Annotated in this window: 23 protein-coding genes and 1 pseudogene; 16 read left to right on the plus strand and 8 right to left on the minus strand. The window is 70.2% G+C overall.

Annotated elements, in window-relative coordinates; all coding sequences use genetic code 11:
- The 6 genes from OG730_RS35080 to OG730_RS35105 are packed head-to-tail and all read left to right on the plus strand — an operon-like array spanning position 1 to position 5237.
- On the plus strand, positions 1–864 hold the full coding sequence (locus OG730_RS35080) for a hypothetical protein (protein ID WP_327308006.1): 864 nt from the start codon (positions 1–3) through the stop codon (positions 862–864).
- A gap of 4 nt (positions 865–868) precedes the next feature.
- The gene (locus tag OG730_RS35085) at positions 869–1960 is read left to right on the plus strand and encodes a DUF5047 domain-containing protein (protein ID WP_327308007.1); all 1092 of its coding nucleotides are present in this window, start codon (positions 869–871) and stop codon (positions 1958–1960) included.
- Positions 1960–2184, plus strand: coding sequence for a hypothetical protein (locus OG730_RS35090; protein ID WP_327308008.1), 225 nt, complete (start codon positions 1960–1962; stop codon positions 2182–2184). Before OG730_RS35085 ends, OG730_RS35090 begins: the two co-directional genes overlap by 1 nt.
- A gap of 8 nt (positions 2185–2192) precedes the next feature.
- Positions 2193–2759 carry a hypothetical protein gene (locus tag OG730_RS35095; RefSeq protein ID WP_327308009.1) on the plus strand — a complete coding sequence of 189 codons (567 nt, stop codon included), beginning with the start codon at positions 2193–2195 and terminating at the stop codon, positions 2757–2759.
- Positions 2760–2769: 10 nt separating this feature from the next.
- Complete coding sequence (locus OG730_RS35100; RefSeq protein WP_327308010.1) at positions 2770–3672, plus strand: hypothetical protein; 903 nt, start codon at positions 2770–2772, stop codon at positions 3670–3672.
- A gap of 11 nt (positions 3673–3683) precedes the next feature.
- On the plus strand, positions 3684–5237 hold the full coding sequence (locus tag OG730_RS35105) for an NlpC/P60 family protein (protein WP_327309548.1): 1554 nt from the start codon (positions 3684–3686) through the stop codon (positions 5235–5237).
- 61 nt (positions 5238–5298) lie between these two features.
- Here the strand turns inward: OG730_RS35105 and OG730_RS35110 are convergent, their stop codons facing one another.
- Complete coding sequence (locus tag OG730_RS35110) at positions 5299–6501, minus strand: IS110 family RNA-guided transposase (RefSeq protein WP_327308011.1); 1203 nt, start codon at positions 6499–6501, stop codon at positions 5299–5301.
- Positions 6502–6707: 206 nt separating this feature from the next.
- Here OG730_RS35110 and OG730_RS35115 point away from each other — a divergent pair, with 206 nt between their 5' ends.
- The 5 genes from OG730_RS35115 to OG730_RS35135 all read left to right on the plus strand — a co-directional run bounded on the left by OG730_RS35115 (position 6708) and on the right by OG730_RS35135 (position 9600).
- Positions 6708–7616, plus strand: coding sequence for a hypothetical protein (locus OG730_RS35115; protein ID WP_327308012.1), 909 nt, complete (start codon positions 6708–6710; stop codon positions 7614–7616).
- Between the two features lie 10 nt (positions 7617–7626).
- Positions 7627–7986 carry a hypothetical protein gene (locus tag OG730_RS35120; protein ID WP_327308013.1) on the plus strand — a complete coding sequence of 120 codons (360 nt, stop codon included), beginning with the start codon at positions 7627–7629 and terminating at the stop codon, positions 7984–7986.
- A complete protein-coding gene (locus tag OG730_RS35125; protein WP_327308014.1) occupies positions 7987–8421 on the plus strand; it encodes a hypothetical protein in 435 nt (144 codons plus the stop codon). It begins immediately after the preceding gene.
- Positions 8411–8761, plus strand: coding sequence for a hypothetical protein (locus OG730_RS35130; RefSeq protein ID WP_327308015.1), 351 nt, complete (start codon positions 8411–8413; stop codon positions 8759–8761). The genes OG730_RS35125 and OG730_RS35130 overlap by 11 nt, the downstream gene beginning before the upstream one ends.
- A 131-nt stretch (positions 8762–8892) precedes the next feature.
- Positions 8893–9600, plus strand: coding sequence for a recombinase family protein (locus tag OG730_RS35135; protein WP_327308016.1), 708 nt, complete (start codon positions 8893–8895; stop codon positions 9598–9600).
- Between the two features lie 40 nt (positions 9601–9640).
- Here the strand turns inward: OG730_RS35135 and OG730_RS35140 are convergent, their stop codons facing one another.
- The 3 genes from OG730_RS35140 to OG730_RS35150 form a co-directional block, all read right to left on the minus strand.
- Positions 9641–9853 carry a hypothetical protein gene (locus OG730_RS35140; RefSeq protein ID WP_327308017.1) on the minus strand — a complete coding sequence of 71 codons (213 nt, stop codon included), beginning with the start codon at positions 9851–9853 and terminating at the stop codon, positions 9641–9643.
- Positions 9854–10010: 157 nt separating this feature from the next.
- A complete protein-coding gene (locus OG730_RS35145) occupies positions 10011–10274 on the minus strand; it encodes a hypothetical protein (protein WP_327308018.1) in 264 nt (87 codons plus the stop codon).
- A gap of 9 nt (positions 10275–10283) precedes the next feature.
- The gene (locus OG730_RS35150) at positions 10284–10448 is read right to left on the minus strand and encodes a hypothetical protein (RefSeq protein WP_327308019.1); all 165 of its coding nucleotides are present in this window, start codon (positions 10446–10448) and stop codon (positions 10284–10286) included.
- A 47-nt stretch (positions 10449–10495) separates the two neighbouring features.
- Here OG730_RS35150 and OG730_RS35155 point away from each other — a divergent pair, with 47 nt between their 5' ends.
- The 3 genes from OG730_RS35155 to OG730_RS35165 all read left to right on the plus strand — a co-directional run bounded on the left by OG730_RS35155 (position 10496) and on the right by OG730_RS35165 (position 12775).
- Positions 10496–11161, plus strand: coding sequence for an HAD family hydrolase (locus tag OG730_RS35155; RefSeq protein WP_327308020.1), 666 nt, complete (start codon positions 10496–10498; stop codon positions 11159–11161).
- 45 nt (positions 11162–11206) lie between these two features.
- Positions 11207–12373 (plus strand): helix-turn-helix domain-containing protein, encoded by a 1167-nt coding sequence (locus tag OG730_RS35160; RefSeq protein WP_327308021.1) that lies wholly within the window; start codon positions 11207–11209, stop codon positions 12371–12373.
- Between the two features lie 84 nt (positions 12374–12457).
- Positions 12458–12775: a hypothetical protein gene (locus OG730_RS35165; protein WP_327308022.1), complete on the plus strand. Its 318-nt coding sequence runs from the start codon at positions 12458–12460 to the stop codon at positions 12773–12775.
- A 250-nt stretch (positions 12776–13025) separates the two neighbouring features.
- On the opposite strand, the gene OG730_RS35170 is transcribed toward OG730_RS35165, so the two are convergent.
- Complete coding sequence (locus OG730_RS35170) at positions 13026–13220, minus strand: helix-turn-helix transcriptional regulator (protein ID WP_327308023.1); 195 nt, start codon at positions 13218–13220, stop codon at positions 13026–13028.
- Positions 13221–13611: 391 nt separating this feature from the next.
- On the opposite strand from OG730_RS35170, the pseudogene OG730_RS35175 reads away from it, so the two are divergent.
- A pseudogene (locus OG730_RS35175) lies at positions 13612–13713 on the plus strand (acyl-CoA dehydrogenase family protein); the annotation flags it as partial.
- Between the two features lie 75 nt (positions 13714–13788).
- Here OG730_RS35175 and OG730_RS35180 read toward each other — a convergent pair.
- Positions 13789–14625 (minus strand): LppU/SCO3897 family protein, encoded by an 837-nt coding sequence (locus tag OG730_RS35180; RefSeq protein WP_327308024.1) that lies wholly within the window; start codon positions 14623–14625, stop codon positions 13789–13791.
- A 65-nt stretch (positions 14626–14690) separates the two neighbouring features.
- Positions 14691–15128 (minus strand): SRPBCC family protein, encoded by a 438-nt coding sequence (locus OG730_RS35185; RefSeq protein WP_327308025.1) that lies wholly within the window; start codon positions 15126–15128, stop codon positions 14691–14693.
- A 155-nt stretch (positions 15129–15283) separates the two neighbouring features.
- Between OG730_RS35185 and OG730_RS35190 the strand changes: the two genes are divergently transcribed.
- The gene (locus OG730_RS35190; protein WP_250740159.1) at positions 15284–15469 is read left to right on the plus strand and encodes a DUF5999 family protein; all 186 of its coding nucleotides are present in this window, start codon (positions 15284–15286) and stop codon (positions 15467–15469) included.
- 161 nt (positions 15470–15630) lie between these two features.
- Here the strand turns inward: OG730_RS35190 and OG730_RS35195 are convergent, their stop codons facing one another.
- On the minus strand, positions 15631–17652 hold the full coding sequence (locus OG730_RS35195; protein ID WP_327308026.1) for an ATP-binding protein: 2022 nt from the start codon (positions 17650–17652) through the stop codon (positions 15631–15633).
- Positions 17653–17767: the final 115 nt, after the last annotated feature.

Here is a 17767-nt window from a genome sequence, read left to right on the forward strand (position 1 = left end):
TTGTCGATCATCATCGACCCCGATGACGCTCCACCGGACCCACCCGTTGAGGTCGTCTCGCCGGACGGCATCCTGACCGCCCGGCGAGACGATCCCTGGGCTGGCGTTTTCCTCATCGCCGACTTCTCGGACCTCTCACCCGACCCAGCGCAGGTCCGGTTCACCCGGGTCAGCATGGACGGCGTCGAGGTCCCGGTCCGCAGCGGGGATGTCGCGCCGGCTCCGGGCGGGATCGCGGTCGCCTACGACCATGAGGCGCCGCTCGGACAGTCCTCGGCCTGGTACGCCTACCCGATCGACTCGGACGGCACCATCGGCGATCGATCCGATGGCGCCGCCGTTACCCCGCCCGAGCCCACGCCTGTGCGGGATCTGTGGCTGAAGGCTCTGGGCGACCCTGCCCTGTCGCTGCGGGTGAAGGTCATGTCCTGGCCGGAGTTGCAGTACGGCGAGAGGCAGCAGCGATTCGACGTACTCGGCGCTTCCTCGCCGGTGATGCGAGTCGACGCGTGGTCCCTGGCGACCTCCACCGTGGAGCTCGAGACCGACACCCTGGACGAGCGGATCGCACTGCTGACGCTGCTGACTGCGGGGACGCCATTGCTCGCGCAGACCCGCATGATCAACGGGAGGCCCGACGCCTACTGGGTGCCCGGTCAGATCAGCGAGTCCATGCCGGGCGTCTCGACCGACCCTCACCGCACATGGACCGTGGCCATCACCGCGGTGGACCGGCCCTCGACCGTCGGCGCGCCACTGCGGGTCCCAGGCCGCTCCTACGACGACAGCCGTGCCATGTGGCCGACCTACGCAGACCGCATCGCGACCGGCCAGACCTACGCGGACGTGACGGGCGGGGGGTGATCGCGTGTGGTCCGTTTCTGCCCGCTGGGACCCGGCACTCCGCGGCGCCCTGCGTCCGGCCGCCCGCGCGACGCTGTACCCGCCGCAGGGCGACCCGTTCGTGGCGAGGCTCCTGTCGTGGTCGGTGACCGCGGACCGCACCGCGCAGGTCCGCCGTACCATGCAGGCGGTCCTCGGCCCGGAAACCGTGCGAGGGCTCGCCGGGGTGACGGTGCAGGGCTCCTATCTGCAGCTCGACGTGGGGCTCGATTACCTCGACGGCTCGTCCGAGCTCATCCCGCAGGGCCTGTTCCGGGTCGACGCCGAGGACACACAGCGGCCCGACGGGGGCATTTCGATCACCGCCTACGGGCGGGAGAAGGTCGTCATCGACGACCAGTTCGTCAGCCCCCGTACCATGTCCGGCTCGTCCGCGCTGGACCTGATCGAGGCGTTGCTGCTTGAGAGCGTGCCCACCGCAGTCGTCGTCCGCCGCACCATCCGGGACGCGACGGTAGGCCGCACGACGTGGGAGTCAGGCCGATGGAAAGCGGTCGACGGGGACGACGCCTCCCTGGCCCGTTCCATCGGGGTGGAGGTGTGGTGCGACGGCAGGGGTCGATTCGTCATCTCCGACGTGCCGACCTTGAGCGACCGGCCCGTTTGGCGGGTGGATGCCGGCGCCGGTGGCGTGCTCGTCACCGCGGCTGCTTCCACATCCGTCGAGGGCGTCTACAACTGCGTCGTCGCCACCGGGGACGCTTCGGATGGCAGTGTGCCGGTCGGCCCGGTCATCGCACAGGACACCGTCGCGACCTCCCCGACCCGCGTTGGAGGCCCCTTCGGCCGGCGGGTCCGTCACTACTCCAGCCCCCTTCTGCGCACCTCCGGGCAGGCGTCAGGCGCGGCCCGGTCGCTGCTGGCCAACTCGCTGGGACTTTCGAAGGGGCTGTCGTTCACCGCGGTCCCGAACCCTGCTCTGGAACCGGGCGACGTCGTGCTCGTCGACAACGGCGAGGACGCACCCGAGCACCACATCATCGACAAGATCGGCCTGTCGTCCAGCGGCGCCATGTCCTGCGACACCCGCTCCACCAAAGCCGACGAGGAATCCTGATGAGCCTCATAGACGCAGTCCTCCCGCTCGCCGCCCGCCCAACCCCGGGCTCCGCGGTCGTCGCGGCGGTCAACGTGGACGGCACCGTCGACATCACCGTGAGCGGCGCCTCCCTGACGGCCAGCTGCCTCGAGACCTATACAGACCGCCTGGTCGGCGACGTCGTTTTCGTCGTGCCCGTCCGCGGCGGCTACGTCGTCGTCAGCCGCTTCACCACCAGCTAGGAGGCCTCGTGCCCACCACACCCATCGGCGACGCCCCCTACCCCAGCGGCGCTGACACCGACAATGTGCCCGCTGACATGCAGGCGCTCGCGCTCTGGGCGTCCACCCGCACGACGATGCGCTTCGACGACGCTGCCGCCCGGGACGCAGCGATCGACACACCCGAGGCAGGCATGGTCGCCTGGCTCGACACGCCGGGATCACTTACCGTCCGCACGGCCAGCGCATGGAAAACCATCTACGCACCCCTGTCCTGGTCGGACATCAGCCTGGCCGCTGGCTTCACCAGCTACACCGGAGTACCGCAGGCCTGCATGGACGGCGCCAACTTCGTGGTCTGCCGCGGGTCGATCCAGCGGACCGTCTCGGGCGGCAACATCGCCACCGAGACCATCGTGGGGACCCTCTCGTCCTCCTACGGCAGCTTGGTCGTCGGTGAGTACGCCATCGCCAACCAGTGGACTTTCCACACCTCGGGCCGCATCTACCTCAATAGCTCACGCCAGATCATGTACGTCGGCCCCGACGTCGACTGGCTGTCGCTGCACGGCCTCCGCTTCCCGATCGGCACCTGAGGAGTAGGCGATGCGCTACCTCTACGGCTCCGATGGCGGCGCGGTCGTGGCCGACGCCGACGGCGACATCCAGGCCGGACGCTCCGGCACCGTGTGGACCGCCCGCACCGGCGGCTCACAGCTCACTGACATCCTCACCCTCGCGGGCGCGCCCACGGGCGGCGACGTAGTCACGGACAGCCTCGGCAGATTGGCCTTCCAGGGCCCGAACAACGTGATCACGACGCTCTGGTGGGACTCGGCCGGCGGCACCCGCTGGGCCGTGCTGCCCACCAACACCGACCAGGTCGCCGCCCGCCAGGTCGACCTCCTGGGGGTGTCCGCCGATCTCCTCGGCGCCCCGAACGGGATCGCCACGCTGAACTCCAGCGGCGATGTGCCGACGAGCCAGATACCCAACCTCTCCAGCACCTACCTGGCGCGTCCGAGTACCGGCTCCACCGGAGACTTCCTCCGCCGGACATCCGGTGGCGCCGGCGAGTGGGCCGACCTCACGGAAGAGCCGCTGACCCCACCCCTCGCGGTTGGAACAGAGTTCAGCGTAGACGCGGACGGCGTCGTCATCTGCGGTGGGCTCATCATGCCGGCGGCAGTGACTACGTTCAGCCGCTCCGGGGTCTTCACCCCACCTTCGGCCACGACGGTCGTAGTGTGGCGGGCCCCGAAAGCCTGCACGGTCGTCGCGGTCCGCGGCTACCGGGTCGGCGGCAGCGGCGCCACCATCAACGCCCAGAAGAACAGCAGCGATCTGATGTCGACGGACCTGTCCCTCGTGACTGCGGACAGCTGGCTCAGCGACTCCGGCGTACAGAACGAGGTCTTCAGCGCTGGCGACACCCTCAAGTTGGAGATCGCCAGCGTGGCCGGCAGCCCTACCGCGGTGACTATCCAGGTCGACCTGCAGGAGGCCTGACCGTGGCATTCATGATCGTGGGCGATTCCGAGACGCTCTTCCAGCGAAGCCTGGGCCGCCTCAGCCGGCGCGCGCTCACCGGGCCGACGCGCACGCAGGTACTCGACAGCACCGGCGCCACCCTGGCCATACTCACCGTCGGCTCGAAGACCGTTCAAATGCGCGGCCAGAGCAGGACCTTCACCGAGCAGAAGAAAGTCTTCACTGACGACTTCCAGCGCACGATCAGCCCGGAGTGGGGCCAGTCCCCAGGCGGCGGCACCTGGCGCAGCCTGCTCGGCACCGAAAGCAAGTTCGAGGTCGACGGCAGTAAGGGCGTCATCCTCATGGACGCCGTGAATACCAGCCGCTGGGCCAGCCTGTTCGATGAGGACATTGGTGACGTCAACGCGCATATGGTGCTCAGCGTTGACGAGGTGCCCACCGGAGCGTCCTGCTCTACCAGCCTGAGCATCGGCTACACCGGGACCAGCAACAACTACCGGGCCCGGCTCCTCTTCTCGACCGTGGCCGGCAACGTCCAACTGGCCCTCGACAAGGAGACCGGCGGAGTCATCACCACCCTGGGCGCCCTCACGACGCTGGGTACGGGCTTCGCCGCGCTCGACAAGTGGCACATACGCGCACAAAGGACCGGCACCACAGTCCGCTGCCGGGCATGGAAGGACGGCACCTCCGAGCCCGGAACCTGGACGCACTCAGTGACCGACACCGACCACATGGCCGGTCGTATCGGAGTCCGCAGCATCGCCAGCACGGGCAACACCAACACGCCGTTTCACGTCTACATCTACTCGATCGGCGCCGAATCCTGCGAGTGGACCCACCCACCGACGGTCACTCACGACAAGTGGATCCGGGTCCTCGACGACCCCTACGACGGCGGCTGGACCTCGGACATCGAGGCCCGGATCCGCCACTGGGCACAGGACAACAGCCCAGATGCCCTCGCCTACTCCATGATGTTCGGCGCCCACGCCCCGCCGGTCGTCGATGCCACCCTCGGCTACCAGGTGTACGGACAGGCCGGCTACGGCCCGCTCCAGCCCGACGGCAAGCGGTTCGAGTTCTCCGACTTCAACGACTACTTCGGGATCGACTGGGACTTCCCGTCGGGAGAGCACCGGGACTTCCCGCACTTCGACATCGACGAGACGCTGAACATCGACTGCTCGGGCTTCGTCCGCATGGTCTACGGCTACCGCATGGGTCTGCCCTTGACCTTTGACCTGGACTTCGACGGCCTGAACATCCCCCGCCGCAGCCGCGACATGGGGCCGGACGGGCCCGGCATCATCGTCGCCCAGGCCACCGGAGCGCCGCCCTCACTCAGCAAGATCCAGATCGGGGACGTCGTCTTCTTCGATGCGGACAGCGGCGACGAGGTCTCCGGCCAGATCGACCACGACGGCATCTACATCGGCCAGGACACGCTCGGCGGCTACCGCTTCATCTCCAGCCGCAAGGTGGCCGATGGCCCCACCTTTGGCGATCTCGGCGGCCCGAGCCTGCTCGACGGCGGCGGCTTCTACGCCGACGCCCTCCGCATCATCCGCCGCTTCTAGCCCCTCTCAGCCCCGGGACATGCCCGCGGCAAAGTCATGCCCTGGAGTCTCAATGACGAAATCAAGCTGCTTGCGTGACAGGCGGGGCGGAGGTGAACGCCCGGTTGTCGCGCAGGAGAGCCCACAGGACGCTGGCGCGTCGGCGTGCCAGAGCTATGACGGCCTGGACGTGCTTGCAGCCCTCGCCGCGCTTCTTGAGGTAGAAGTCCCGGTTCGGCCCCTCGCGGATGATGCTGGTCTGTGCGGACATGTAGAAGACCCGGCGCAGGCGGCGGCTGTAGCGCTTGGGTCGGTGCAGGTTGCCGGTCCGGCGTCCGGAGTCGCGTGGGACGGGGACGAGCCCGGCCGCGGAAGCGAGGTGGCCGGCGTCCGCGTAGGCCGTCAGGTCGCCCGCGGCGACGACGAACTCGGCGCCGAGTATGGGGCCCATGCCGGGCATGGACTCGATGATCTCGGCCTGGGGGTGGGCGCGGAAGGTGTCGCGGATCTGTTTGTCGATGCGCTTGAGACGGTCGTTCAGGTCCAGGATCTGTGCGGCCAGGTCGGCTACGATTTGGGCGGCGACGTCCTCCCCGGGCAGCGCGGTCTGCTGGGCCTGGGCGGCTTCCAGGGCGGTGGCCGCTACCGCGTCGGCGCTCCGCACGCTGCGATGGGCGAGCCAGGCCGTCAGCCTCGCGCGGCCACGGCGGCGGATGGCGGCTGGGGTCTGGTAACTGGTCAGCAAAACCAGCGCGCCCTTGTGGGCGGAGTAGTCGAAGGCCCGCTCCAGGGCGGGGAAGACGCCGGTCAGCACGTCGCGGAGTCGGTTGATCATCCGCACGCGGTCGGCGACCAGGTCGCAGCGGTGCGCGGTCAGCAGCGCGAGGTCAGCTGCCAGCTGGGCGGGCACGTCAATCGGCGCGAAGTCCCGGCGCTGCCTGGATGTTTCGGCGATCACGTAGGCGTCGCGGGCGTCGGTCTTGGCCTCGCCCCGGTAGGCCCCGGACATACGGTTGACGGTGCGTCCGGGCACGTAGACGGCCCGCTGGCCGTGAGCCGCGAGCAGCGCCAGCAGCAGCGCGGAAGACGTGCCGGAGATGTCCACCGCCCAGTGGACCTCATCGGCCAGGGCCAGGATCTCGCCGAGCGCGGTCAGGATCGCCGACTCGTCGTTGTCAATCTTCTTCGACCACAGCGTCGCGCCCGTCTCGTCGACCACCGCTGCCCAGTGGTGGCCCTTGCCGGCGTCGATGCCGGCCCAGACCCGGGCCTGTCGCTCGTTCACTTGCCCCTCCTCGTTCGGCACAGCCTGCCGTTGGCCCGAGGAACACCCCGCTGTCATCTCCGTAATCAGCGACCGAAGCGCACATCTCAATCAGCAGTCAGGGCGCCCCGGAGAGCCGGACGGCCACTCCAGGGAAGCCACTGAAGGCAAGGCCCCATCAGCCACATCCGGCCCTCCCGGGCCACCTAACAACTTACGGAGGACCCATGCCCGACCTCTGGATGCCCGGAGCCACCAAGCTCGATGTGGGCGACCACGCGCCCACCGACGGCGGCCCCGCCAAAGCCATCCCGCACGTGACGTGGGACGAGGACACCACGGCCGCGAAGCCGCTGCCCCTGGTCTCCTACGAGCGCCTGGTCAGCTGGTTCGGCCGCAACCCCGACGGGATCCCCTCCGCGCCCCACATCCTCTGGGACCCCTTCACGGGACGCTTCACCCAGTTCCACCCCGCCAACTCGCGGTCGAAGAGCTTGGCTGACCAGCCGGGCGGCACACGCACGAACCGCGCCGGCAGCGTCGTCATCCAGATCGAGGCCCTCTTCTTCCCGTACTGCGTCTGGAACGGCAAGACCTACGCCCGCCTGGTCGACACCCCGTGCAAGGGCTGGGACCAACTCCACGCGTGGATCCGGTCCTGGGGGGTTCCGGACCGCTGGCCGATGGGGCCGCTCACCACGCGAGGCAACCGCAACGAGCAGACCTGGGAGACCCAAGCCGGCTGGTACGGCCACAGCCAGGTCCCCGAGAACGACCACACAGACCCCGGCTCGTGGCCGGCCTTCGACACGTCCCAGGAGGACGACATGGATGCCAACCAGGCAAAGCAGCTCGCCGAGGTCCACGCGGCGACCATCCCGTTCATGGGCTGGCAGTACAAGGGCAAGGACGCGACCGGAGACGCCTACTCCGACCTGCGCACTGCATCCGCACAGGCATCCGCAGCGAACTCCCGGACTGCGCAGATCCTGCAGAAGCTCGGCACGCCGCAGCCCGTGGAGCTCACCCCCGAGCAGGTCGCGGCCATCTCCGCCTCGCTCGCCGCGTCCCCGGCGCTCGCCGAGCAGATCGCCGAGCTCGTCGCCGCCAAGCTCGCCACCCGCCTCCAGTCCTGAAGGGATCACCGTGAAGATCTTCAATCGTGAGCCGGCTCTCTGGCTCGGCCTCGTCGCCATCGGCGTCAAGCTCCTCGCCGCGTTCGGCATGGACGTGACCGCCGACCAGCAGGCCGTCATCAACGCCGTCGCCGCGGCCCTCGTCGGCCTGGTCCTCGCCGTCATGGCGCACGACGCCGTCGGTGCCGCCGTCCTCGGATTCGCCCAGGCCGCCCTCGCGCTCGCCGTCGGCTTCGGCCTCGGCTGGTCGGCGGAGCAGCAGGCTGTCGTTCTCGCCGCCGCGGCTGCCGTAGTGGCCATGTGGGACCGAACGCAGATCACCGCACCCACGCCGGCCGCTGCGGTGGCACGCCCGCTCTCGGGCGTGTAGATGCCGCGCCGTGCGGTCCGGCGGTTCAAGCGCAGGCTGGGCCGCCGCGGCACCATCCTCTCCTGCTACGGCATCGTGTGGCTCCTCGTCGGCTGGGGGCAGATTGTCCAGCCACAACCCGACCAGCGAGGGCTGCAAGTCGCCCTGGCCCTGATGCCACTCACCGCATGGGCATGGTGCTGGATCGTCGCAGGACTGATCGCATTGATAAGCGCATGGGCTCCGCCGGGCCGTGACGCTGCAGGCTTCGTCTCCCTCGTGCTGATCGTGGTGCCGTGGATGACGACCTATCTGGCCTCCTGGCTCCTCGGGGACTACCCGCGCGGCTGGGCGGCGGCAGCGGTTTGGGCGGCAATCACCGTCCCAATCATGGTGGTGCTGGGGTGGGCAGAGCCGCCCCGGCTGAAGCGAGCGGAGCCTCCCTATGAGCTATGAGACCTGGGCGTCGGTGGGCGTTTCGGTGGCGACCGGAGTGTGCGGCGTGTGGGCAGCACGCGCCGCCCGCAGGACGCCCAGGCAAGAAAAGCGGGACGACTTCACGGTGGTCACGGCGGAGATCCGCACCTCCCTCGTCGACGTGAAGAAGGAACTGGCCGAGCAGAAAGCCGAGTCCGCACGGCAGTCTGAGCGCATCGGAGACCAGGCGCTCGCCCTTGAGTGGCTCCAGCGACGCCTGCGCGACATCCTCACTCGCGTCCGGGATGCCGGCCTCGAAGTCCCCCCAGCCGAGCCGATACCCGAGCGGGCCCGCAGGCACATCCACATCGACGTGTGAGAGAACTGGAGTACGGCAGCCGCACCCCCTTCCGCTCCGGCGGGAGGGGGTTTCGTCGTTTCCCGAACTTCCTTGTGACCTGCACTGTAAGCTTTTCCACGGAAAGACTTACGGACCGTGGGAGTTGACCGGTGAAGCTTGTCGCTTATGTCCGCGTGAGTACGGCCGGACAGGTCTCCGACGGCTACGGCCTCGGCGTGCAGGAGCAGGCCGTCAAAGCGTGGGCCAAGGCCAACGGGCACCGCATCCTGACGCTCATTCGAGAAGAGGGAGTGAGCGGCGCCACGGAAGCCGTGGATCGGCCAGGCCTGTCGGAAGCGTTGCTCGCGATTCGGGAACGCGAGGTGGATGGACTCCTCATCCCGCGACTTGACCGGCTCGCTCGAGCACTCACCGTCCAGGAGGCAACCCTTGCGATCGTCTGGCGAGACGGTGGCCGGGTCTTCGCCACGGACACAGGCGAGATCGTCCGAGACGATCCGGACGACCCCATGCGCACGGCAATGCGCCAGGTCGTGGGCGTGTTCGCCGAACTCGACCGCCGCATGGTCGTCAAGCGGCTTCGCGACGGGCGGGCGGCCAAGGGCCTCGCAGGCAAGAAGCATGTCGGTGCATACGCCTACGGCACCCACGGTGTCGGCGAAGGCCGCGAACGCGACGCAGGACTCAATCCAGCCGAGGAAGCGGCCCGCGCTCTGATGCTCGGACTTCGCCGAGCGGGGAACTCGTACCGCCAAATCTGTGAGGCGCTCCACGCCGAAGGGCATCGCCCGCGCCGTGCCGAACAGTGGCACCCCATGGTCGTGCGTGCGGTATGCCAGCGCGCCGGCCTCAACTAGACGCCCAGCCCTGAGGAGTGGCATGAAGTACGACACCTCATCACTGCGGCCTCCCGCCTTGCCAGGCGATGACCTCGGAGTCGCCGAGGACCATGTCGTCGGGGTCGGGCAGGTCGATGCGTCGCAGGAACTCGATTAGGTCCCGGTCGCTGTGGGCGACGCCGAGGACGGTGTCGACGCCCTGGATGCGGATCACGACTCGCCGGCCGCCCGTCGGGGAGATCCGGTGCACGAGGATCGGCGCATGGTCCATCCCTCCAGCGTGCTCTGCGTGGGCCGAACCGGCATCCCGGGGATCGGCCCGTTGTCAGTGGCCCCTGCGAGAATCAGGCCATCACATCGGCTCAAGCATGCGGGGAAGCTGCTGAGCACCGCCCCACCGGAACAGCGCCCGGTGGGGCGGAGTGCTGTTAGGCCTCGACCAGCTCCGGATGGCGGACGGCCCTCTTCAAGGCCTGCTCACTGTCGTAGCTACTTCGGCAGCGAGCCATGAGGGCCGCGCTCTCTCGCCAAGCGATCCATGCCGCCTGCCATGTCGCATGCTGGTCGTCGGTCCAGCCGCCGTCCTGGGTCGGCCTGCCGTACTCCTCTTGGAGTCGGCGTACAGCGGCGTGTGCGTCGTCGGCAGCCTGCTGGTAAGCGATGAGTTCTGGATCAAGTTCAATTTCAGCCACGGCCGGATCTTAGGCGGCAGGTCTGACGTCCCCGCGGATCGCCGCAGCCCACTCCGTCAGCAGCTCCGTGTACCGAGGATCCCCGGCCCGGCCCGCGGCGACGAGCGCCCGGATCTCGCGGTTGATCTCCGCGAGAGGGCGCACAGGGCCACGGCCTGGAGGGGTGGGGGACATGTCGCACAGGATATCGGCCGCAGTCGGCCCGTCGTAAGATCCGCTGCATGATTCGTACAGTCGTGCTCGACGTTGGCGAGACCCTCACTCGAGACGACCGCTACTGGGCGTCCTGGGCGGACTGGCTCGGCGTACCGCGGCACACCCTGTCCGCGCTCGTCGGCGCTGTTGTGGTGGACGGACGGGACAACGCCGACGCCCTTCGCCTGCTGAAGCCGGGCATCGACGTGGGCGCCGAGTACGCCGCGCGCGAGGCTGCCGGCCGCGGCGAACAGCTCGACGAGACGGACCTGTACGACGACGTCCGGCCAGCACTCACCGCCCTGCAGCAGATGGGCGTCCGCGTCGTCATCGCCGGCAACCAGTCCGCCAAGATGGGTGACCTGCTGCGCGCGCTGAACCTGCCCGCGGACCTGGTCGTCGCCTCCGCGGAGTGGGGCGTTGCCAAGCCGTCGCCGGACTTCTTCCACCAGGTCATCGGCGCCGCCGAAGCGCCCGCCAGCCAGACCCTGTACGTGGGCGACCACCCGCAGAACGACATCTTCCCCGCGGCCCAGGCCGGTCTGCTGACCGCGCACCTGCGCCGCGGACCCTGGGGATACTGGTGGGCTGACGACGAGACCGTCCAGCGGGTTGCCGACTACGCCATCGACTCCCTCCTCGACATCCCCGCACTCGTCAACCCGTCTTGGAGAAAGGCAAGTCCGGCCTGATCTGCCCCGGTACGGTGCGCTGACACGCACCTTGAACGGAGCACGATGGCCAGCCACCTTGGGCAGCGCATCGCCACAGCCCGCCGTACCCGCCGCATGAGCCAGGACGCCCTCGCCCGCGCGGCCCACGTCTCCCTCAGCATGCTCCGCAAGGTCGAGCAGGGCGCCCGCATCCCCAGCGATGACACCCTCGAGGCCATCGCCGGCGCGCTCGGCATGGATCCCGGGCGGCTGCTGCCCAGCCACGACCCATCCGGCAGCCGCATGCGGGACTCGCTGCCCGGCATCTCCGCGGCCATCGCTGCCTACGATCTCGACCTCGGCACACCGGCCCCGCCCCTGGCCCGGCTCCGCGTCCAGGTTGAGGAGGCTATGGCGTACAGGTTGGCCTCCCAGTACTCCCGGCTGGCCGCCATAGCTCCCACCCTCCTGACCGACGCCGTCGCCGCCCTACACGCCAGCGCAGGGCCCGACCGGCAGGCTGCGGCACGGCTTCTCACCTCGGCTGCCCGGTCCGCTGATGCCGTCGCCTACAAGGCCGGCGGCCGGGACCTGTCCGCCCGCCTCATCGACCTCATGCGGTGGGCCGCAGTCCAGGCGGAAGACCCCCTCCTCGAGGCGGTGTGTAGCTACGTCCGGGCTGAGACCTTCTTCGCCGCCCGCGCCCACACCGCGGGGCTTCGCGCCCTCGAGACGGCCATCGATGCCGCGCCCACTGGCGGAGCGAAGGAGTCGGCCACCCTCGGCGCCCTCCACATGCGGGCCGCGGTCCTGGCAGCCCGAGACGGCAACGCCGACTCCGCCACCGCGCACATCAGCGAGGCTCGCACCCTCGGCGACGGCGTACCTGAAGGCGTCTACCAGGGCACGGCGTTCGGGCCGGAGTCCGTCCGCATCCACCAGGTGTCGCTCGCCGTCAGCCTCGGCGGCGACCACATCACCAGCGCCCTGTCTCTCGCCCGGGAGTGGAAGCCGAGCGGCAACCTGCCGGCCGAACGCAGGTCGGGCTTCTACATCGAGCTCGCCGTCGGCCAGCTCGCCGCAGGCCGCACCGACGACGCCTTCGAGTCGCTCAAGGTCGCCCGCAGTATTGCCCCGCAGCACACCCGCGAGCATCCCTGGGCCCGGGAGACCGCGGGCACCCTCCGCCGGCTCAAGCGCGCGGACGCCGACAGCCTGACGAGCTACGCGGAGTGGATCGGCGCCGTCTGATAGGTGACACAAGGTGTGTCACTTGCGGCCCTTCCTGCGGTTCATGATCTGTCTGTGCCCACAACACAGCAGATCGGAGGGGCCATGGCAGACCCTGCCCTCGACGCCGTCAGTATCGCCCGCCTCCACGGCGAGGCCTGCTGGGACTGCGGCGCCGTCACCACCACCCTGTACCCGGACGGCACCGTCACGACCGGCGCCGGCAAGGAGTGGGAGATCCGGCGGTGCATCAACCACCGGTCGCTCTCGGAGCAGCAGGAGCGCGGCCGGGCCTGCGTGCACTGCGGGGTGACCCTCGACAACCGGGCCGTGATCGACCTTGGCGCGCGCCTTGTCACTCGCGGCGGCGTGACGGTCAGCTGGTTCCCTCGTGCCTGCCCGCCGCACGGCGCGCTCCCCTAGACCCCCGCCTCTCCGGCCGCGGCGGCAGCGGGAGAGGCGGGTATCCAGCCATTCGCATGCGGGTTCGCTCGCATAAAGATTCGTGCGAACGTTCGATCGATCAGGACTCAACTGATGGTTAGAACCTAACGGTTCGTGACGTGTTCGCAGGTCGGGCCAATGGTGCATGTGCATATATCTGCGAAGCCCATGGCGCTCCGTGCATGGGACAGGCAGACTGGGGCAATCGCGCAGAGTGGCCGAAAGGTCTCTATGTGTTTGGCGGCAGCAAACTCTTCACCGACACGCGGAGGACGCGGGCGATGCGCAACAAGTGGCTGATCTTCGCGTCCGTCGTGCCGCCTTCGAGCCGTTGCACCGTCGACCGGTCAACGCCGGCATGCTCGGCGAGCCGTTCCTGTGTCAGGCCTTCGTGAATCCGGGCGACGCGGATGCGGTCGCCCACGGCTCTTTGGGCTTCGCGGATCCATTGATCTTGTTCTGCTGACACCTGCCCAGGTCAGCTCAGCAAGATCATATTGTCAGCAGCAGAACTGAAGCATCTCGTGATCTTGGTCGATCGGTCGACTGATAGGTCGGTAGCAACTGCCCAGATAGAGGCCAATGGCCCCCTCGACGTACCGGCGCCGGTAGCGGGCGCCCCCCTGGCGGCTGCCGGTACAGCGGACCCCCCGACGCCAGCCGTCGGGGGGTCCGCCGTTTCTGGGGGAGATGGGAGATCTCTGGGAGACGTGGGAGCCCCAGCAACACCGAGAAGCCCCGAACAATCCCGAGCAACGCCGTCAGAAAGTGCCGTAACCGCTGGTCTGGTGACACCTTGGAGCGGCGGGCCTGCGCGTCTCGGGGGCGACAGCGCGATCTACACCATCTTCGAGGGAACGAGCGAGATCCAGCGGCTGGTGATCGCCCGCACCCTCTCGGGCATGCCGATCCGCTAGCGCGGGGATCCGCCCGAACGGGGAAGGCCCCCGGCGCCACGAGGCGCCGGGGGCCTTCCGCTGCCGGTCGCCCGGTCAGCGCAGCGGTGTCAGGCAGTAGAGGACGGTGCCTTCGGGGCTGTAGTCCGGCCGGGCCAGGTAGTCGCCGGGGGCGCAGGTCCCGCCCGGGGCAAGGGAGGGGCGGGTGGCGCGGTACTGGGCCTCCGGCGCGGCGCAGTCCGTGACCAGGAGCTTCTGGTCGCTCCAGTCGCCCTCGTTGCGGACGCACTGCCCCGACACCAGCGGGTGCACGGTGTCGTCCCCGGCCAGCACGCCGATCAGGATCAGGGCGGGGATCGCCAGGAACAGGAAGAGCGCCGGTACGAGGAAGAGCAGTGCGGCCGGCCGGCGGCGCAGCGGCTTGCCCGGGTCCAGCGGGGGCCGGTGGCCGCCCGTCGGGGGAGCGAGCCGGCGGAAGGCCGCGCGCGGGCCGAGGTTCAGCAGCAGGGTGATCGGCGCGACGAACACCGACAGGGGGCCCCACCAGCCCTGCCACAGGGTGTCCGAGGACATGCGGCGGTAGGTGGCGAGCCCGCAGTCCCGGCAGAACGGCCCCCGCAGGCTCAGGAACCGCATCAGCACGATCATCCCCTGATGACCGCGCACGGTGGCCTCGGCGGCCGGACCGGCCCCGCAGAGCCGGCAGCCGTACGAGGGCCGCGGCGCGGACCAGGAGCCGTACGGACCCGGCTGCGGCGGCACGTGCGGCGGCACATGCGGCACGTGCGGCGCCTGGGCCGTCGGCGGCCCGTAGGGGCCCGCGGACCGCGGCGGGGCGTACGGGCCCGCCGGCCCCGGCTGCTGCGGCTGCTGGGCCGCGTACGGCCCGTACGGACCGTACGGGCCTGCCTGCGGAGGTGGCGGGGTGGCCACGGAGATCCCCCTCGGTCGTGCGGTGATCACCGGGTGCGGTGATCAGGGAACCCTAGCCGCGGCCCTCAGGGCCGCAGCAGCCGGTCCAGGGCGCGGGTGAAGAAGAGCCGGGCTGCCGCCGCGACGAGGGGGTCGAACGGGCGGCCCAGGCCGCGCACGCGCAGTTCCTCGCGCCATTCGGCCTCGCTGCCGCCCCGCGGCGAGGGGCGGAGCTCGATCTCCGCCCGGCCGGTCACCACGCGGCCGTGTTTGACGAGCCGGACCAGTCCCGCCGAGCCGTCCAGCGGGGGCTGCCAGAGGGTGACCTCCATGGGGTCGTCGAAGGTGATCCTCCCCACGCCCGTACGCATGGTGAAACGGGTCCCGGTGTGCGTCGGAGGCGGCGTTTCGATGATCGCCCGGGTGAGCGGGACGGCTGCGCCGTGGCGTTCCCAGTCCGTCAGCCTCCTCCACGCCTCCCCGGGCTCGAGAACTGTGTGGCGAATGATCCGGATAGCGGGCATGAGCGCATCGTAAGCGGGCATACACACCCTGAACTGGGCGGCGAATATGGGTTCCGTCCGGGGGTGGCGATCAGCAATACTCACCGCCACCGTGGATCGCGGATTCGACCGGGTGACCACCGGCCCTCCCGCCCCACACTGCGAGGAGGTGCGCCATGTGCTCCCACCAGCCCCCCTGCCCGTCCGCCGACAGCGTCGACCACGACGCCGCACGCACCGTGGCCTTCCACCCCGAACAGGGCTGGAATCTGCTCTGCAACGGCGCCGTGGTGTTCGACGACACAGGTGAACTGCTCCCCGACGGCCGCACGGTGGAACCCCGCCGCCCGGCCCTTGTCTGAGCGAGGAGGCAGCATGCGCCAGCAGCTGATCCGAAAGCCCGTTCCGAAGCCCGCACCCCGAGACCTGGATCTGCGTACCCCGTCGGGCAGACCCCTCCCGTACTGACGGGAGCCCTCGACTTACGCCACGGCGCCACCGGTTGGGCCCGCACGGGCCGGAGTCAGCCGGTGGTCGCCGCCGCGCCGCCCAGGAAGGCGCTCTCGTACGCCTCGTCGCCGATCGCCGCCCGGGCCTTCCGTTCGCCCTGGTCGCGCACGGCCGCGAGCGAGGGGGAGCCCATCTGCGGCCGGCCCACCGTGCGCCACCAGGCGTGCCCCGTGCCCAGCAGCCGGGCCGCCAGCTCGCCGTCGCCCAGCCCCGCCACGGCCGCCGCCAGCAGGTCGAGGCCGAGCGCGATCCCGAAGCGGTCGCCCAGCAGCCGTTTGCCCGACAGCATCGCCCGCGCGTGCCGGGCCGCCTCCCCGTGGTGGCCGAGCCCGAGCGCCGCCATGGCCAGGATGTAGTCCGCGTACGCGCGCAGCCAGCGCTCGCCGAGCTCCGCGCAGGCCTCGCGCAGGCCCTGCGCCTCCCGCTCGGCCTCCTCGAAGCGCCCGAGGTCGCACAGGGCGTAGCCGGTGGCCAGCCGGCACAGCAGCCACCCCACGCCGGCGGTTCTCCCGCCGTGCCCCCCGCGCGCCCGGGGGCCGGCGAGCGCCAGGGCCCGTAGGGGATCACCCGGCATCAGCACCGACACCGCGTGCAGGTACGCGGCGCGCAGCTCCGGCTCGGGGTCGGCCAGCGTGGCCGCGGCGCCGGTGCACACCTTGCCGAGCTCCTCGGCCGTGGACAGGTCGCCCTGGAGCAGGGTGGTGAGGCCCAGGGCCCACAGGGCCTGGACGTAGGCGGCCCCCGAGCGAGGGCCCCTGCTCAGGGCCCGTTCGAGGAAGGACCGGCCCTCGCCGACGTGGCCGCAGGAGAACCAGAAGAACCAGAGCGCGCCGGCCGTCTCCAGGGCCGCCGTCGGATCCGAGCGGAGCAGGTGCTCCAGGGCGGTGCGCAGCTGCGCGTGCTCGGCGGTCATCCTGCGGTACCAGTCCACCTGGCCGGGGCCCATCCAGGCGGGGTCGGCGGCCTTCGAGAGCGCCGCGTACCAGTGGGCGTGCCGGTCGGCGATCACCCGTTCCTCGCCGAGTTCCGCCAGCCAGTCCTGGCCGTACTCGCGGATCGTGTCCAGCAGCCGGTAGCGGGCGCCCGCGCCCCGCTCCCGGCTGCACCGGACCACCGACTTCGCCACCAGCCCCGCCAGCACCCGCTCCACCCGCGCGGCGGGCAGCGGGCCGCCCGAGCACACCGCGCGCGCCGCTGCGACGTCGAAGTCCCCGGTGAACACCGAGAGCCGGGCCCACAGCAGCCGCTCGACCGGCTCGCACAGTTCGTGGCTCCAGCCGATCGCGGTGCGCATCGTCTGGTGCCGGGGGAGGCGGGCGGTGGTGGTGCCGGAGAGCAGGTCGAAGCGGCCTTCGAGGCGCTGGGCCATCTGTTCCAGGGTCCAGAGCCGCATCCGGGCGCCGGCCAGTTCGAGGGCGAGGGGGATCCCGTCCAGGCGGCGGCAGATGTCCGCGGCGAGGGCGGCCCGCTCCGGGTCGGCGAAGGCGGCCGCGGCGTGCGGGGTGGCGGCGAGCGCGCGGGCCCGGAACAGGGCGAGGGCGTCGCTCTCGGGGCCCTCGCTGGGCAGCGGGCTGACCTCGAGGAGATGTTCCCCGGGGCTGCGGAGCGGCTCGCGCGTGGTGATCATCACCGTCAGGCCCGGTGCGGACTGCAGGAGTTCGCCGACCAGGTGGCGGCAGGCGGCCACCAGGTGCTCGCACGTGTCGAGGACGATCAGCAGTTCCTTGTCGGCCATCCACGCGCACAGTTCCTCGTCCAGGGGGCGCGGGGACTGGTGGGCGAGGCCGATGGTGTGCGCGACCGTGGCGGTGAGCAGCTCGGCGTCGCGCAGCGGGGAGAGCTCCACCCACCACACTCCGTCGGGCCTGCGCTGGCGCGGGTCGGCGGCGGCCCGGAGGGCCAGCCTGGACTTCCCGACGCCGCCGACACCCGTGAGCGTCACGAGCCGCCGCTCGCGCAGCAGGTCGGACAGGAGGCCGAGTTCACGCTCGCGGCCCACGAAGCTTGCCGTTTCCGGCGGCAGGTTTCCCGGCACGGCGCCAGAGTCTGGCCCAGGAATGCCGTCCATGGAATCTGCCTGATTGTTGTTGACCGAGTACTCACCGAACACGGGAGTATTCTGCGCGATCTTCTTTCGCGATAGTGCCGTT

It is taken from the genome of Streptomyces sp. NBC_01298 (assembly GCF_035978755.1).
Classification (GTDB): Bacteria; Actinomycetota; Actinomycetes; order Streptomycetales; family Streptomycetaceae; genus Streptomyces.